Annotated in this window: 18 protein-coding genes and 1 other annotated feature; of the genes, 4 read left to right on the forward strand and 14 right to left on the reverse strand. The window is 32.0% G+C overall.

What is annotated here, in order from left to right; all coding sequences use genetic code 11:
* Window positions 1–281 precede the first annotated feature (281 nt).
* The 4 genes from AC5M21_RS07575 (at window position 282) to AC5M21_RS07590 (ending at window position 4,320) form a co-directional block, all read left to right on the forward strand.
* Window positions 282–998: a MurR/RpiR family transcriptional regulator gene (locus tag AC5M21_RS07575; protein ID WP_302280673.1), complete on the forward strand. Its 717-nt coding sequence runs from the start codon at window positions 282–284 to the stop codon at window positions 996–998.
* A gap of 124 nt (window positions 999–1,122) precedes the next feature.
* Window positions 1,123–2,520, forward strand: a complete 1,398-nt coding sequence (locus tag AC5M21_RS07580; RefSeq protein WP_302280674.1) for a family 4 glycosyl hydrolase — start codon at window positions 1,123–1,125, stop codon at window positions 2,518–2,520.
* A gap of 11 nt (window positions 2,521–2,531) precedes the next feature.
* The gene (locus AC5M21_RS07585; protein WP_008789157.1) at window positions 2,532–3,812 is read left to right on the forward strand and encodes a PTS sugar transporter subunit IIC; all 1,281 of its coding nucleotides are present in this window, start codon (window positions 2,532–2,534) and stop codon (window positions 3,810–3,812) included.
* Window positions 3,802–4,320 (forward strand): RDD family protein, encoded by a 519-nt coding sequence (locus AC5M21_RS07590; RefSeq protein WP_302280675.1) that lies wholly within the window; start codon window positions 3,802–3,804, stop codon window positions 4,318–4,320. Before AC5M21_RS07585 ends, AC5M21_RS07590 begins: the two co-directional genes overlap by 11 nt.
* Window positions 4,321–4,399: 79 nt before the next feature.
* Here AC5M21_RS07590 and trpA read toward each other — a convergent pair whose 3' ends face one another.
* The 14 genes from trpA to AC5M21_RS07660 form a co-directional block, all read right to left on the reverse strand.
* Complete coding sequence (gene trpA, locus AC5M21_RS07595) at window positions 4,400–5,161, reverse strand: tryptophan synthase subunit alpha (RefSeq protein WP_302280676.1); 762 nt, start codon at window positions 5,159–5,161, stop codon at window positions 4,400–4,402.
* Entirely contained in the window at window positions 5,154–6,338 is a 1,185-nt protein-coding gene (gene trpB, locus AC5M21_RS07600) for a tryptophan synthase subunit beta (protein ID WP_054325455.1), read from the reverse strand. The genes trpA and trpB overlap by 8 nt, the downstream gene beginning before the upstream one ends.
* On the reverse strand, window positions 6,325–6,909 hold the full coding sequence (locus AC5M21_RS07605) for a phosphoribosylanthranilate isomerase (RefSeq protein WP_008789153.1): 585 nt from the start codon (window positions 6,907–6,909) through the stop codon (window positions 6,325–6,327). The genes trpB and AC5M21_RS07605 overlap by 14 nt, the downstream gene beginning before the upstream one ends.
* Window positions 6,899–7,687, reverse strand: coding sequence for an indole-3-glycerol phosphate synthase TrpC (trpC, locus tag AC5M21_RS07610; protein WP_008789152.1), 789 nt, complete (start codon window positions 7,685–7,687; stop codon window positions 6,899–6,901). Before trpC ends, AC5M21_RS07605 begins: the two co-directional genes overlap by 11 nt.
* Window positions 7,684–8,697: an anthranilate phosphoribosyltransferase gene (gene trpD, locus AC5M21_RS07615; RefSeq protein WP_008789151.1), complete on the reverse strand. Its 1,014-nt coding sequence runs from the start codon at window positions 8,695–8,697 to the stop codon at window positions 7,684–7,686. The genes trpC and trpD overlap by 4 nt, the downstream gene beginning before the upstream one ends.
* A complete protein-coding gene (locus AC5M21_RS07620) occupies window positions 8,694–9,260 on the reverse strand; it encodes an anthranilate synthase component II (protein ID WP_008789150.1) in 567 nt (188 codons plus the stop codon). The genes trpD and AC5M21_RS07620 overlap by 4 nt, the downstream gene beginning before the upstream one ends.
* A complete protein-coding gene (gene trpE, locus AC5M21_RS07625; RefSeq protein ID WP_008789149.1) occupies window positions 9,257–10,720 on the reverse strand; it encodes an anthranilate synthase component I in 1,464 nt (487 codons plus the stop codon). The genes AC5M21_RS07620 and trpE overlap by 4 nt, the downstream gene beginning before the upstream one ends.
* A gap of 48 nt (window positions 10,721–10,768) precedes the next feature.
* Window positions 10,769–11,014: a binding site (T-box leader), on the reverse strand.
* A 108-nt stretch (window positions 11,015–11,122) separates the two neighbouring features.
* Window positions 11,123–11,698 (reverse strand): lipoprotein 17-related variable surface protein, encoded by a 576-nt coding sequence (locus AC5M21_RS07630; RefSeq protein WP_008789148.1) that lies wholly within the window; start codon window positions 11,696–11,698, stop codon window positions 11,123–11,125.
* A 299-nt stretch (window positions 11,699–11,997) separates the two neighbouring features.
* Complete coding sequence (locus AC5M21_RS07635) at window positions 11,998–12,720, reverse strand: ATP-binding cassette domain-containing protein (RefSeq protein ID WP_017144036.1); 723 nt, start codon at window positions 12,718–12,720, stop codon at window positions 11,998–12,000.
* Complete coding sequence (locus tag AC5M21_RS07640; RefSeq protein ID WP_117769096.1) at window positions 12,713–14,266, reverse strand: ABC transporter permease/substrate-binding protein; 1,554 nt, start codon at window positions 14,264–14,266, stop codon at window positions 12,713–12,715. Before AC5M21_RS07640 ends, AC5M21_RS07635 begins: the two co-directional genes overlap by 8 nt.
* 38 nt (window positions 14,267–14,304) lie before the next feature.
* Window positions 14,305–15,057, reverse strand: a complete 753-nt coding sequence (locus AC5M21_RS07645) for an SDR family NAD(P)-dependent oxidoreductase (protein ID WP_044927317.1) — start codon at window positions 15,055–15,057, stop codon at window positions 14,305–14,307.
* An 11-nt stretch (window positions 15,058–15,068) separates the two neighbouring features.
* Window positions 15,069–15,986, reverse strand: a complete 918-nt coding sequence (gene trxB, locus AC5M21_RS07650; protein ID WP_008789144.1) for a thioredoxin-disulfide reductase — start codon at window positions 15,984–15,986, stop codon at window positions 15,069–15,071.
* Window positions 15,987–16,002: 16 nt separating this feature from the next.
* The gene (locus AC5M21_RS07655) at window positions 16,003–16,311 is read right to left on the reverse strand and encodes a thioredoxin family protein (protein ID WP_008789143.1); all 309 of its coding nucleotides are present in this window, start codon (window positions 16,309–16,311) and stop codon (window positions 16,003–16,005) included.
* Window positions 16,312–16,464: 153 nt separating this feature from the next.
* The gene (locus tag AC5M21_RS07660) at window positions 16,465–17,895 is read right to left on the reverse strand and encodes a glycoside hydrolase family 1 protein (RefSeq protein WP_008789142.1); all 1,431 of its coding nucleotides are present in this window, start codon (window positions 17,893–17,895) and stop codon (window positions 16,465–16,467) included.
* Between the last annotated feature and the right edge of the window lies 1 nt (window position 17,896).

A 17,896-nucleotide genomic window follows, 5' to 3' on the forward strand; every position in this document is an offset into this window, starting at 1 on the left:
AATCAAACCAATAATTGAAATCATGATTGTCATCATCTTTTCCCCCTTTTTCTTTTGATATCCATAGTATATGCGAAGTGATTTTAAGATGGTGTTAATAAAAAAGATAATGACATTAAGATTGTATAAAGAAAAATCCTTTATAAGGATATCATGAAGTGACTATACTTTATCTACTTTTCCGTGTGAGTTAGAAAAATTTTAATTCTTGTGTTAAATATATACCTTTGTGTTTACAAGAAAAACAATGTCGCTTACAATATATCACAAGGAGTGATTTTATGAATTTAAGAGATATAGCCAAGCGATATGTTTTGAATGATACAGAATTAAATATTGTAGAAACAATTATGAATGAATTAGCAATAGGAAATGAACGTATTTCTATTAGAGAATTAGCAAGTAAAACTTTTGTTTCCACAACAACAATTATAAATCTTGCTAAAAAATTAGGCTTTATTGGTTATAGCCAGATGATATATATACTTAATGATAATATTCATAAACAGGTTTCTATCCATAACAATCACTCATTAGAGGAGTTTATTCATAAAGAAGATATGGATACTATGCAACAACTCATTAATGATATTCATACATATAGAGATCAAAAAATATATCTTGTAGGAATAGGTTTTTCAGGTATGATTACAGGATATTTTCTTAAAAGATTAGCAGAGTTCGATATTTTTGCATATGAAGGTGCTCCTATTGATTGTATAAATGCCCGAAGCAAACCTTCTATTGTTATTATTTTTTCAAAGAGTGGAGAAACAGAGGATATTATCCAAATTATTAATTTATCAAAGAAGATGGGACATAAAATATATTCTATCACAGCAACACAAAAATCTACAATAGCTAAGCTTTCTGATTATCATATTCAATTACAATTTCAGCAAAATAAATTTTTTGAAACTCCTGATTATTATGTAGGAACTGCTATTTTTGTTATAGAAAATATATTAACGGAAGTCCTAAAAAAAGAATCATCTTAACATGTTTTTTTCATACTTAACATATTTTTTAATCAACTGGTTGCATTGTCAGCCAGTTTTTTGTTTGCTACAATGAAACTATCAAAGAGAGGCCGATTTTTGAGAGAAAATGGAGGAGAAAAAAATGAATAGTAAGAGATTTTCTATTTGTATTGTTGGAGGGGGAAGTACTTATACTCCTGATATGATGGAAATGTTATGTCTTGTAAAGAAAGAATTTCCTTTACGTAAGATAGTCTTATATGATATTGATGAAAAAAGACAGAAACCTATAGGTGAATTTGGTTCCATACTTTTTCAAGAATATTACTCAGAGTTAGATGAATATATTTTTACATGTGATAAAGAAACTGCTTTTACTGATATTGATTTTGCTTTAGTACAGATTAGGCAGGGTGGATTAGAACTGAGAGAATTAGATGAGAAGATTCCATTAAAATATGGTGTTATCGGTCAAGAAACATGTGGTCCAGGTGGGTTTGCTTATGGTGTAAGAAGTGTTTTAGGAATGATTGAATTGATTCATGATATTCGACAATACTCAAAGGATGCTTGGATTTTGAATTATTCAAACCCTGCTGCAATTGTTGCTGAAGCTACAAAGAGAATATTCCCAGATGATTATCGAATTCTTAATATTTGTGATATGCCTATTTCTATTATGGATATCTTTGCACCTTTAGCAGGTTTAAAACGTACTGATGTTGAGCCCAGATATTTTGGATTAAATCATTTTGGTTGGTTTACTCATTTATATAATAAAGTAACTGGAATAGATGTTCTACCAGTTCTGTTAGATAAATTAAAGAATGGTCATTGTGATGATGAATTACATTATACTGATAAAAATGATGATTATTGGAACTTTACATTTAAACACCTAGAGAAGATGGTACAAGACTACCCATACTCATTGCCTAATACATACTTACAATATTATCTATATCCAAATACAATGGTCAATCATATAGATCCAAATTATACACGAGCCAATGAAGTTATAGATGGTAGAGAAAAACGAGTGAAAGAATACTGTCAAAGTATTATAGACTTACATGCAATAAGGGGAACACAATATGATTTAGATAAAAAATATGCTCAAGAATCTCATGATGGAATTGAACAGGCTACAGTTGCTCATAATGATGCTCATGCGACATATATTGTTGAACTTGCTATGAGTATTGCTTATAATCGCAAAGATACATTTTTATTAATGGTAAAAAACAATGGAATTGTCAATAATTTGGATGATGGTATGATGTTAGAAGTTGCCTGCCAAGTTGGAAATCATGGTGCTGAGCCTTTCCATGTTGGAGAAGTCCCAACTTTTGAAAAAGGTCTTCTAGAAGGGCAATATGCATATGAAAAATTAACGGTTGATGCTACTTTAGAAGGTTCTTATCAAAAAGCTTTACAAGCTTTAGTTGTCAATAGAACTGTTGTTGATACAGATTTAGCAAGAAAGATTTTAGATGATTATATTTCTGTGAATAAAGACTATTTTCCTAAATTTAAATAGGAGGTGAATTTATGGATAAATTAACACATTTGTTAGATAAAACATTAATGCCAATATCTAACAAATTATCTAATAATAAATATTTAGCTGCTTTACAAGATGGTTTAATGTTTTCTATGCCTATATTAATCGTTGGGTCTGTTTGTATTATTATAGGAGATTTTCCATTACCTATTTTTCAAGAAACAATGACATCATTACTAGGAGATATTTGGAGTCAATGGTGTTGGGATATTATGGTTCCTGCAACAACTGGATTGGTATCATTGTTATCTATTATTGGAATTGCTAACAGTTTAGCTCTTAAAAATAAAGTTGAACCTTTATCTGCTGTAGGTATTTCTGTTTCTGCTTACTTTATCTTATTGGCACAGATGGAAGATGGTGGTTTTGCTGTTTCTAATTTTGAAGCTCAAGGCTTGTTTACAGCTATGATAACAGCTTTAATAGCAACTTCAATTTATAGTTATACTGTTCATAAAAATTGGATTATTAAAATGCCTGAAAGTGTTCCAAGTTTTGTTTCAAGATCATTTAATGCTTTAATACCAGCTGCTGTTGTTTTACCCATTTTCTTAATCATTCGTCTTGTTGTTTCATTAACACCTTATGATACAGTGACAAACTTTATTATTCAAGTTCTACAGATGCCACTGGCTAGTATAACAACATCATTAGTTGGAACATTGTTTGCTTCTTTCTTGAATTCATTTATATGGTTCTTTGGAATTCATGGTTCATCTGTAGTTGATTCTTTTATGGATCCGATTTGGTATGCAACAAGAGCTGAAAATCTAGCTATTTATCAAACTGCTGTAACAGCAGCAAGACCCTATATAGTTACAATGGACTTTATTAATTTCTTTGTCTTTTTAACTGGTTCTGGTATTACATTACCTTTAACAATTATTATGGCTTACAAATGTAAATCAAAACGTATAAAACAAATTGGAAAATTATCTATTTTACCAGGATTATTTAATGTTAATGAACCTGTTATATTTGGGATGCCAATTGTTTTAAATCCAATGATGTTAGTTCCATTTGTTCTTGCCCCAACATGCTCTGTTCTTATTGCCTATCTTTCAATGTATGCTGGTCTCGTTCCTTATCCAACTGGTGTCACAATTCCTTGGACAACACCTGCCCCTATATCTGGCTGGTTAATGTGTAATGATTGGCGTGGCGGTGTCTTACAAGTTGTTGTTTTGATAGTTTCAGGATTGATATACTATCCATTTATTAAATCATTGGATAAGAAATATATTTTGGAAGAATCAAATGAAGTATAAAGTCAAAAGATTAACTGCTTATCTTATAGATTGGTTTATTTCTTCACTTATATATAGTTTTATAACTTTACTTTATTATTCAATGATAACTCAAACCAAAACAACAAGAATTGACTTTTATCAAGTCTCTTTTTATCAAGGAATTTTGATTATAAGTCTATGTTTATTTGTCTATTTTATATATTATGCAATGATCCCAATTTATAACAATGGTCAAACACCTGGTAAGAAAGTTTGTCATTTAGAAGTTTTTCATAAATATGATACAAAATACCAATACGTTCCTTTTTCCCTTAAATTTATAACAATGCTATTAGGAGAAGGCTTTCTCTTTTATCCTACATTTGTTATTCTTCAATTTATGGAATGTCATTTTAATGCAGACATCGTTGCTATATTATATAAAATATCTGTAATTACATCTTTAATATCTGTATTTATATATCTTCTCACAAACAAATTTATACATGACTATACATCTCACAGCAATGTGACTATGAAGACATAAATACAGAAACTGTTATAATACAAACTTTATCATCAAAAAAAGATTCATTCCTATATACTGGAGTGAATCCTTTTTTATTTTAAATAAGCATACTTCTGACATATTCATATAATGCATTATGAGCATGTTCACCATACTGAGCAATGATTTTCACTATAGCACTTCCAACAATGACACCATCAGCATATTTTCTCATTTCCTGAGCCTGATCAGGACTGTGAATGCCAAATCCAATAGCAACAGGGATATCAGTAACAGTTTTAATATCATGAACAATCTTTGATACATCAGTATGAATATCTTGACGTACACCAGTGACTCCCATTGATGAAACTAAATAAATGAATCCTTCTGCTTCTTTGGCAATCATTTTAATTCTATCTTGAGATGTTGGAGCAATCATGGAAATGACTGTAATACCATATACTTTTGCAACCTTTTTAACTTCTTGGCACTCTTCATAAGGACAGTCAGGAATAATGATACCATCTACTCCTACTTCTTGACACTTTTGAAAGAACTTATCATATTGATAGTGAAAGACAGGATTTAAATATGTCATGAGACAAATGGGAATTTGTGAATATTGACGGACATTTATAACAATATCAAATACTTGGTGCGTTGTCATTTTATTCTTTAAAGAACGAATATTTGCCGCTTGAATGACTGGACCTTCAGCTACGGGATCACTAAAAGGTATTCCAATTTCAATCAGTGAAGCTCCAGCTTTTTCCATTTCTAAAATATACTCCACTGTTTTTTCCTGAGTTGGATCCCCAGCTGTTAAAAAAGCAATAAATGCTTTTTGATCCTGAAATGCATTTTTTATTCTATTCATTGATCTCAATCCCCCTATACTTTGCTATGGCAGCAACATCTTTATCTCCTCTACCTGACAAACAAATCATAACTATATCATCCTTTGCAAGAGTTGGGACAATTTTCCTTGCATATGCAACTGCATGAGCACTCTCAATTGCACAAATAATTCCTTCTGTCTTTGCTAGATATTCAAAGGCTTCAACGGCTTCATCATCAGTTACAGGTACATATTGAGCACGATGGATGTCATGTAAATGAGCATGTTCTGGTCCTATACCTGGATAATCCAATCCTGCAGATATTGAGTAAACTGGAGCAATTTGACCATATTCATCTTGGCAAAAGTATGATTTCATACCATGAAACACCCCTAATGTTCCAGTATTTATAGTTGCTGCAGTTAATGCTGTATCAACGCCTTTACCAGCCGCTTCACAACCAATCAATTGTACATCTGGCTCATCAATAAAATGAGCAAACATTCCCATAGCATTGCTTCCTCCACCAACACATGCCATAACAACAGTTGGTAATTTTCCTTCTTTCTCTAATATTTGAGCCTTAGCCTCCTGAGAAATAACACTTTGGAAGTCTCGAACTATCATTGGAAAAGGGTGTGGTCCCATGACAGACCCTAAAACATAAAGTGTATCATCGACTCGCTTTGTCCATTCACGCATAGCCTCATTCACTGCATCTTTTAATGTCATTGTTCCTGTTGTTACACTATGCACCCTTGCTCCTAATAACTCCATACGATAGACATTAAGTGATTGCCTATCTGTATCCTCTTTTCCCATAAAGATATCACATTCCAAACCAAGCAACGCTGCAGCGGTCGCAGTCGCAACCCCATGTTGTCCAGCACCTGTTTCAGCAATAACTCTTGTTTTTCCCATCTTCTTCGCCATCAATACTTGCCCTAATACATTATTAATTTTATGTGAACCTGTATGATTTAAATCTTCACGTTTTAAATAGACTTTTGCGCCATCTAAATCAACTGTCATTTTTTGAGCATAATATAATAAAGAAGGTCTTCCTGCATATTCATTTAACAAAAAAGTTAATTCTTCTTGAAAGGCTTTATCATTTTTATAAAATTCATATGCTTCTTCTACTTTATGAATCTCATTCATAAGTGTTTCTGGAATATATTGTCCACCATGTATTCCATATCTACCTGTTTCCATATTTCACTTTCCTCACTATTCTTTTTATTTTTTCTTTATCTTTATATCCATTCGTTTCTACACCACTACTTATATCCAATCCTAAACAATCTACCTTTAATGCATCATCAATATTATTCAAATCAATTCCACCTGCTAAAAAGAAAGGTAATTTCATTTGAGGAATCTTTCTCCAATCAAAACATTGTCCACTTCCTGCAATTATTGAATCAAAGAGATAATAATCAATATCTGTGTATAAGTTAAAATTATCAACATTGACTGCTTTTATAATAGGTATATTTATATTTTTTCTAAGATTCGAGATATAACTTTGATCCTCATGTCCATGAAGTTGAACCATATCTATAATATTTTCCTGTACAAGCATTACAATATCATGAATATCACTATCTACAAAAACTCCTACTTTTTTAATTTTAGGATGAAGTCTTTGACTTAAATTCATTGCTTCTGCTTTCGTGACTTGACGACGACTTTTAGCAAAAACAAATCCAATATAATCAGGCATAGCCTCATTGACTGCATCAATATCTTCATTTCTAAAAAGACCACATATTTTAATTTTCATATTGACCTCTTAATTGCTGAAATGCAATTTCTTTATTTTCAGCTTTCATAATAGCCTCGCCAATCAAAACTGCATCCACATGATTTTGTTTTAAGAGTTTTATATCCTCATGTGTATGAATACCACTTTCTGATACAAAGAGGATATGTTCAGGAACATGTCTTCGCAGTTCTATACTGTTATGAAAATCAACTGTAAAATCTTTAAGATTGCGGTTATTAACACCAATGATTTTGGCGTTTGCTTTGATAGCTCTTTCTATCTCATGTTTATTGTGTGTCTCGACAAGAACACTTAACCCTAAGACTTCTGCTAATTGAATATAGGAATTTAATTGTTCATCATTAAGAATTGCACAGATTAATAAAATAGCATCTGCTCCAATTTGTTTTGCTTCATAAATCATATATTCATCAATAATAAAATCTTTACGAAGAACTGGAATATGAACATATTCTTTAATTTCTTTTAAATATTGGTTATCTCCTTGAAAGAAAGTTGGTTCAGTTAATACTGAAATAGCACTTGCTCCAATTCTTTCATACTCTTTAGCAATCTCTATATAGTCAAACTCTTTTGCGATTAATCCCTTAGAAGGCGAAGCCTTCTTCACTTCTAGAATAAATGACATATCTTTGCTTTGTAGTGCTTTATAAAATAAATATTGTTGAGTCACTTCCAAAGCCTCGACTTGTTGTTTTAAAATATCAAGTGAAAGCAATTCCTTTTGTCTTTGTAATCTTATTTTCGTTTTTTCGACTATCTGCTCAAGAATCATACTTCTACCTGTGAAGCTTGAATAAAATCCTCTAATTTCTTCAAAGCTTTCCCCTCATCAATCATTTGTCTTGCTATTGCAATCCCTTCCTGTAGGTCCTGGGCCTTACCGCCTATATAAATTGCTGCTCCTGCATTCATTAAAACAGCATCTCGTTTAGGACCTTTTTGTCCTTTTAATATATCTAATGTGATTTTTGCATTTTCTTGTGGAGTCCCTCCTACCAGTTCTTCTTTTAAACAACGCTCAAACCCAAATTGTTCAGGTGTTATTTTATAACATGTATAGTGTCCATCATGAATCTCACAGATTTGTGTTGAAGAAGATAAAGAAATCTCATCTAAGCCATCTTCTCCATAAACAACCATTGCACGTTTGACTCCTAAATTATTAAGCACTCTTGCGAGGGGTTCAACTAATGTCTCATCATAGACTCCCATGATTTGCATTGATGCTCCTGCTGGATTCGTTAATGGCCCGAGAATATTAAAAACTGTTCTGATTCCCAATTCTTTTCTGACAGGGGCAACATATTTCATTGCAATATGATAGTTTTGAGCAAAGAGAAAACATATATCTATTTGTTTCAAAAGATCTGCGCTCTGTTTTGGTGATATATCAATTTTTACTCCCAATGCTTCTAATACATCTGCTGCACCACACTTTGAACTTGCTGCCCGATTACCATGTTTTGCAACTTTGATACCACTTGCTGCAATAACAAGTGAAGACGTTGTAGAAATATTAAATGAATTTGAATGGTCTCCACCTGTTCCAACAATCTCTAATACATCTTCATCGTTTAATATTTTAATACAATGTTCACGCATTCCTCCTGCACTTCCTGTGATTTCATCAATTGTTTCACCTTTTAAACTTAGTGCTGTTAAATAACTTGCCATTTGTATCTGTGATGCCTCACCTGCCATAATTTCATTCATGCATTCATATGCCTGTTGTTTTGATAAATTATTTCCTTGTGCTAATAACTGAATCGCTTCTTTAATCATTTTTTCATTCCCCCTATAAAATTTTGTATAATTCTTAATCCATCATTTGTTAAAATAGATTCTGGATGAAACTGCAATCCATAAACAGGATAAAGATTATGCTTCACTGCCATAATCTCACCTTGACTTGTTTTCGCTATAACTTTCAAATCTTTTGATATATTCTTGACTATTAAAGAGTGATATCTTGCGACTTGAATGGATTTCTCTAAGCCCTGAAATAGAACATCATCTTGTAAATAAATGAGTGATGTTTTCCCATGCATTAATTCTTTTGCATAGGTAATCTCACTTTGGAAGACTTCACAAATTGCCTGATGACCTAAACAAATTCCTAATATTGGTACAGAACGATAAAATTGTTTAATAACACTTTCTATAATACCTGCTTCATGTGGATGTCCTGGACCTGGTGAAAGCACAATAGCTTGAGGATTCAATTTATGAATATCTTCTAGAGATAATTCATCATTTCTAACAACTTGAATATCTGACTCAATAGTTCCTATAAGCTGATATAGGTTATAAGAAAAACTATCATAATTATCAATCAGTAAAATCATAATTTCCCTCCTTGAGAACACTTTAAAGCATCCATAATAGCTGCTGCTTTTTGACAGCACTCTTGGAATTCTTTCTCTGGCTGGCTATCAGCAACAATGCCTGCTCCACTGCTTACATATACTTTGTTTTTCGTTTTATAAGCAAATCTAATGGCAATACATGTATCCATTTGCCCAGAAAAGCCGATATATCCTATAGCCCCACCATAGAGGTAGCGTTTATGGCCTTCTAATTCATAAATCAGAGAACTGGCTTTGATTTTTGGTGCTCCTGATAAAGTTCCAGCTGGTAATAATGCATCGATCGCATCTATTGCATCTTTATCTGGTAAAATTTTACCACTCACTGTCGAACCAATATGCATAACATGAGAATATTTGAGAATACTCAGATACTCTTCAACTCGAACACTCTTAAACTGACTGATTTTCCCTATATCATTTCTTCCTAAATCAACAAGCATATTGTGTTCTGCCAACTCTTTTTGGTCATTTAATAGATCTGTTTCATTTTGTTTATCTTCCTCTATCGTTTTACCTCTAGGTCTTGTACCTGCTAGTGGATACGTATATAATTTGTTATCGTCTAATTTTACTAATGTTTCTGGAGAAGCACCAACTATCTCTAAATCCTCAGTAGAAAGATAAAACATATAGGGTGATGGATTTGTTTCTCTCAAGTTCTCATAGATTTGAATGAGACTTCCTTTTGCTTCAATCTCCCATCGATTAGAAAGAACAATTTGAAAGATATCACCTTCATAAATATGCTTTTTTGCTTGTTCAACGATTTCACAGTATTTCTCTTTTGAAAATAAGGATAGACATGGTTCTTTTATTTGTAGTGCTGGAATCAATGATTTTTGATTTTGTTGAATCATACAATGAAGTTCTTCAAGTTTTTGCATTCCTTTTTGATATTCAACTTCTAGATTCTGAATGGGAACATGAGTGACCAATTGAATCATATGTTCCTGATGATCAAAACAAATGACTGTATCAAATAACATTAAATACATATCAGGAATCTTTTCATTATCATCTTTATCCCTCTTTAATGTCGGCTCATTATAATGAAAATACTCATACCCAAAGAAGCCAACCAGTCCCCCTGTAAAAGGTGGCAATGATGGGATAAATGGAGTTTTATAATGGGATAAAAGATTTCGGAGATAATCATGTGGGTGATCAACTCTATATTTTTCCTGACCAACAATGATTTGATGATCATAACAAGCTATTGACATAACTGGGTTATAGCCTAAGAAAGAATATCGACTCCAACGTTTTTGATGATCAGCACTTTCTAATAAATAACATTCTTGATTGTTTCCCTTGAGTTCTTTAAGAATATTCATTGGCGTTAAATCCTTTGCAGGAAACTTTTTGTAGATTGGTACGATATCATAATCACCTTTTTCAAGATAACTTTGAATTTCTGATAATATTGAATAACTCATTTTCTTCCTCCTTATAAAACAAAAAATCCGTCCCGACAGAAAAATTCTGTCAAGGACGGACAATATATAAACCCGCGGTACCACCTTGTTTTATGCTAAAAAAGCATACTCTTTATATAGAATGCTATCACATTCCTGACTACTAACGTAAGTCTTTACGTCAAAAGATACTCAGCATTTGCTTTTCATTTTGCCCTCAGTGGTCCATTTAATAGGCTGCGTTCTGCTTGTTTCCACCATCCAAGCTCTCTAGTAGTGCACGATCTATTTTTATCTCCACATCAATGGTTTATTTTTTACTACTATAAATGAGATAAAACAAATTGTCAATAAAAAAATATTTTATTAATTTATTATTTATCACTCATTATAGAAAAGAAGTTATTAAAATATATGCAAAACTTAATCAATATGTTCATTATTTTTATTTAATTGAATACTATCTTTCATCATATCAAGTGCAATATCTTTTAAGGATTTCATATCATTATTTTGCTTATTTTCAAAATCAATAGCAACTTCTATAAAGTGTTTAGAATTATAACGATGTAAAAGTTCTATATCTGATTCTCCTTGAGTAGTATAATAAATTCCTGACTCTTTATCTATTAATTGATAATCACTTCTTTGTGGGTGTGTATAACCTTTATGATTCTTAGAAACAGTATACTTCACTTTAAGAGTTCCAAATTGATCATTATTCTCATCAAACCAAAAATAATATGAATGATCTTGACCCTTAAATGTACCATAAAATCTTATATTATCAATCTCAGATAATGTTTTCTTTAGCACAGAACTATCAAAATATGACTTAGGATGATAGAAATCATAAAAGTCATCTCCTAGACTTGATTGAAAGTTTTTAACTGATGAATACCAGTTCATCTCAGTGTTTTTTGGTATTCGTATCATCATATAAATAGCTATAATGATAATAGCTATTGCAAATCCTATTCCATAAATAAGTTTCTTCATTTTTTCACCCTCTTATTATGACTCACATATTTTTAAAGTTTGCATAGATTAATATTGGGTTAGAAATAATCTCTAATCACATAAAGAGTCAGCCATCAGCATGGCGCCATATACTCCTCTTCCAATATCCTCTTACTCATTAGAGATTTTCTACCTCATTTTATGATTGTAAAGCATTCATATCTATACTTATTATACTATATATTGAATATCCAACCAAGATATTCAGTAGAAAAAATAATAATTAAAGAATATAAGGTTAAATAACAGAAAAAACAAAGGCTATTGGACCTTTGTTTCTATAAATATGATAATAATTGTTTGACAAAGTCAGTTTGAGGATGATCTAAAATATTTTGGCTTGTATCAAATTGCTCAATATGACCATCTTTCATAATCATAACACGATCTCCTAAGCGAAGAGCTTCCTGTATGTTATGAGTAACAAAAACAAGTGTAAATGGAACTTTTTGATGAATACGTAAAAGTTCATCTTGTAAGCCATGTCTGGTAATTTCATCAACAGCTCCAAAAGCTTCATCCATCAGAATAATCTGAGGATTAGCTGCTAAAGCTCTTGCAATACCAATACGTTGTTTTTGTCCACCACTTAGTTCATCAGGATACCTTTTTAAGATATCTTGATCCAAATCCATCATAACTATCAGTTCATGAACTCTTTCTTTAATCATTTGAGGATCTGTTTTTTGAAGTCTTAATACATAAGAAATATTGTCTTCAATGTTCATATGTGGGAAAAGTCCTATATTTTGAATAACATAACCAATATGTCTTCTTAATTCATTTTGATTGATTGTTTGAATATCAATACCATCAATATAAACGTGTCCCTGATCAGGCAGTAACAAACCATTAATGAGCTTTAACATTGTCGTTTTTCCACTACCACTTCCTCCAATAACACTAATCATTTCATGGGAGTCAATCTCAACTGAGAAATCTTTTAAAATTTGATTATCATCATATGCTTTATCAATATGTTCCAAACGTATACTACTCATCTTTTGACTCCTCCCATAATCCTTTGCTTTGAAGGAATGCTTTTGCAACATCCTTATCATTTTTCTTTTCTTGTTCTACTTGATAATTCATTGTTGCCATTTCTTTTTCACTAATCAATCCATCCATTAACATAAGAACTGATTTTAATTCAGGATATTCTTCTAAAACAGTTTGTCTCACAACGCTTCCAGCATAATATGTTTCAAAATAATGCTGATCATCTTCTAATAAAACAATTTCTGAATCACTTAATTGCCCATCTGTTGTAAAGGCAATAATAACATCAACTTGATTTTTACGTAAAGCATCATATTTTAATCCAATATCTAAATCTACTGTCTTTTTAAAATGGAAGTCATTAGCTTCACTCATAGCTTTATAGCCATCATCACGCTCATAGAAATCATACTCACTACCAAATATCAATTGACTTGAAATAGCTGCTAAATCTGAATACGATTTTAAGTTATAACGATTAGCCAATTCTTTTGTGACTGCTAAACCATATGTATTATTAAAACCATATAATCCAACCCAATCTAATTGATATTGAACTTGATACTTTTCTACCAACTGTTTATACAATGTTTCTTCATCCGGAAAAGCTGTTTCTTTAAGCACAAAATTCCATGCTGTTCCAGTATATTCAGGATAAATATCAAATTCACCACTTAACATAGCAGGATGAATATTACTTGTCCCTCCTCCAACACCTTTTGTAAGTTCTACATCAATATCTGTTCTTTGTTCAATCAGCATTTTCAGCATTTCACCAATGACAAATTCCTCAGTCATAGGTTTTGTAGCAATATGGATTGTTTTATCTTTATGGGGTACATAAAACAAACTTGCTGCAAAAACAATCATAGCACTCAATACTACAATGACGACTTTTTGTTTTTTCTTCTTACTGTGACGACGATTTTGAATATAACGTTCAAACAAGGCAATTAAGAAGTCTGCTAAAAACGCTAAAATAGCCACAGTTAAACTGCCAGCTAAAGTCATTGTTATATTATTTGTTGTAATACCACGATAAATAGCAACCCCTAAACCACCAGCTCCAATAAAAGAAGCAATACCTGCTAAGGCAATTGTCATCACAGTCATATTTTTAAAACCAGATAATATAACAGGAAAAGCTAAAGGGAGTTTAATTTGAAAAAGAATCTGTTTTCTAGTACTTCCCATTCCTTTTGCGGCTTCTAATATATCTTTATCAACACCTTGAATACCTGTATATGTGTTTCTGATAATGGGTAACAAAGCATATAGACTCAAAGCTATAATTGCACTCTTATTTCCAATTCCAGTTACTGGTATTAAAAAACCTAACATAGAGATAGAAGGGATTGTGTATAAAAAACTCACAATCCCTAATACAATCGGAGACGTTTTCTTGTTTTCTGCTATAAATATACCTAAAGCAATACCAATCATTGTTGCTATAATAATAGCAATAATTGATATTTGTAAATGTTCTAATATTAAAGGGAGAAGAAAATCAGAACGTTCACTATAAAACTTCATTAACTCTTGAATCATAAATATCTACCTCTAACATATCATATGTTCTTTCTTTATTATGCTCTAAGACCACTACCTCCTTGTAAAACAATTGTCTCACCGCTAATAAAACTTGCATCATCACTTGCTAAGAATACACAAGTTCTACCAACATCTTTTTTAGCATCACCAAAACGACCCAATGGGATACCTTTAATTGTCTGCTCATAGTGGTCTGGATGTTCCTTCTTCCATTGTAACATTTGTTTTGTCTCAACTAAAGGACAAATGATATTAACATTAATACCATCTGCTCCCCACTCAGTTGCTGCAACTCTGCTTAATCCTCGAATACCTTCTTTAGCAGCCGCATATGAAGATTGTCCAATACGTCCTGAAAATCCAGCACCAGAAGCAAAATTAATAATCGCTCCTTGACTTTCTTTTAAGTATGGATGAGCTTCTCGCATATAGAAGAATGTTGCATATAAGCCTGTATCAACTGATAAAGCAAAATCTTCTTTTGAATGTTCAATTAATAATTTACCTGAGCGTGATGCCATTGCATTATTAATCAAAACATCAATATGTCCAAAAGCTTGTACTGTTTGCTCAATAACTTTTTTTACATCACTCTCAACAGCCCCATCAGCTTGAATAGCAAGAACTTGAATTCCAAATTCATTTTCTAGTTCTTGTTTTGCTTGATCAAGAGATTCCTGATGGCGACCAGTAATCACAAGGTTAGCACCTTCTTCACCAAAAGCTTCAGCAACACCTCTTCCAATCCCTTTGCCACCACCTGTAATGATAACAACTTTTTCTTTCATTTTCACGAAAATCACTCCTTATCTAATAAATACTGCTCTATATAATATGAACATGTTGCACCATCACTAGCTGCTGTAACAATCTGCCTTAAAGCTTTTGTTCTGACATCACCGATTGCAAAAACACCAGGGATATTTGTACATGTTGATTCATCAGCTATAATATACCCACTTTTATCTAATTCTAATTGACCTTTCACAATCTCTGTATCAGGAATTCTTCCAATAGCAACAAATAGTCCATCACAATCTATTTGGGTCATTTCATTTGTGACTACATTTTGTACTTTAACACCTGTCACATGCTTGTCTGCCAAGATTTCTACAACTTGACTATTCCACACGAAATGTATATGACTCTTTTTTAATTGCTCTTCATAAACACGAGAAGCGCGTAAACTATCACGACGGTGAATCAAAGTCACATGATGACATATTTTTGATAGATATAATGCATCTGCAATGGCACTATTTCCTCCACCAACAATGACAACATCTTTATCTTTAAACATCATTCCGTCACATGTTGCACAATAAGCAACACCTCTTCCTCTAAGTTGTGATTCATTTTCTATCCCTAGTTCTCTTGGATGAGCACCACTTGCCATAACAACACTTTTGGCTAAGATAACACCACCTGTTGTTATAACTTGTTTAGGGTTTTCTTCTAATTTCAGTTCTGTAACTGTTTCATACATTGTTTCTGCTCCAAAACCTTCTGCCTGATTCTGCATTTTCTCTGCCAAATCAAACCCATCAATACCTTTATCAAATCCAGGATAATTGTCTACTTGACCAGTTGTAGCCATCTGTCCGCCAGCTGATAATTGTTCAATAACCAAAACCGATCTTGCATTTCTTGCATTATATAAAGCTGCACTGTATCCAGCAGGTCCACCACCAATAATAACGACATCATATGTTTTCATTATATATTCCTCTCTTCTATAAGACTTGATTATCTTTTAACCAATCAGTAATTAATGATTTTGCTTGTGGAGCTATTAAAGGTTCACTAGCTATACCATTTCTTAAAACAAGTAATGTTGGAATTGTCTCAACTCTATAACTCTCACTCAATTCTTCAAAATCATCAATATTGACTTGCATAATATCTATATCTTTTGCTACTGTTTTTAAAACAGGTGCTAATCTTTTACAATATCCACACCATGGTGCCCAAAATTCTACAACGACGACTTCTTTGTTTTTTAATTCTTCTAAATTATTATTTGTTACTGTTATTAAACTCATATATATATCCTCCTTTATGACTTTATACTTATATTATAACATGTAACTTTATTTATTCAAGTAACTTGCTTTATTATATGATAAACAAAAAAAGAACCACCTAGAGTGGTTCAATAACGTCAAATTTATTTTAAGTGATTTTCAAATAACCTTTTACAGTTCCTCTCCCTGTATTTGAATAATATTTTGATACCAATAAAATGAATCTTTTGGAATTCTTGATAAATCCCCACTACCATCATCATATTTATTCACATAGATGAAACCATATCTTTTCTTCATCTCACCATTTGTGGCACTCACCAAATCAATAGGACCCCACATTAAATAACCAATACATTCAATATGATCTTCAAGAATTGCTTTTTTCATTTCACGAAGATGCTGTTTTAAATAATCAATACGATAGTCATCATTGATTCTGCCATCAATAAATTCATCTACTGCTCCAAGTCCATTTTCAGTAATCATGATTGGTAAGCCATATTTACGATAAGTATAATTTAATAAATATCTCATTCCAACTGGATCAATAGCCCAACCCCATTTACTTTGTTTTAAATATGGATTTTGAACACCACCAAATAGTTTTTCATCATTTTCATTACCTTCACCTGTCTTTGATACACCCGTCTGATAATAATTAAGTCCAATAAAATCTATTTTCCCTTCAGCGAATGCTTGTGCATCTTCATGATTTATTTCTAAGTGAATACCAAAATCTTCATATTCCTTCATTTTATATGTTGGGAATTTTCCATTACACATAGCATCTATTTGATAATAGTCCCTATCCATTTCCTTAAATGCATTCATAACATTAACAGGATTGCAATCTCTGGGGTAAATTGGATGAATACCAAAGACACATCCTACAATATTATTTTTATCAATTTCTCTAATTAACTTTGTAGCCTTTACTCCTGCTAATGTCATATTGTAGCCAATAGTCGCTAATGATTCCCTCTTATCACCTGGAAGCTCATCATAAGTCAGTCCAGCAAGCATATAGACAAAGAAATCTGATGCTTCACTTTGGGGATCAATATGATTCATTTCATTAAAAGTCACCCAATATTTTACTAATCCTTTATATTCTCTAACAACTGTCTTCACATACTTTAAATAGAAATTAATCAAATCTCTATTCAACCATGAATTATATTTTCTTACTAAATGAATAGGCATTTCAAAGTGGAATAATGTAACAATTGGTTCAATATTGTATTCAATTAATGTTTGGATAACATCTTTATAATAATCTAATCCTTCTTGATTGGGTTGATTATCATCTCCATTAGGAAAAATACGTGACCAGTCAATTGATATACGTAACGCAGTGAATCCCATTTTGGCAAACAGCTTGATATCTTCTTTATATCTATGATAAAAGTCTATGGCTTCATGAGTTGGGTATAATGTGCCTTCTTCATGTTCTTTGGTAAATCTTCTTGGAACCTCATAACTTCCAGCAGTACAGTAATCCATTATTCCTGGACCTTTTCCACCTTCTTGCCAAGCACCTTCACATTGATGAGCAGCGATACTTCCTCCCCAGAAAAAATCTTTAGGAAACTTATTCATA

Source organism: Coprobacillus sp. (genome assembly GCF_984815275.1).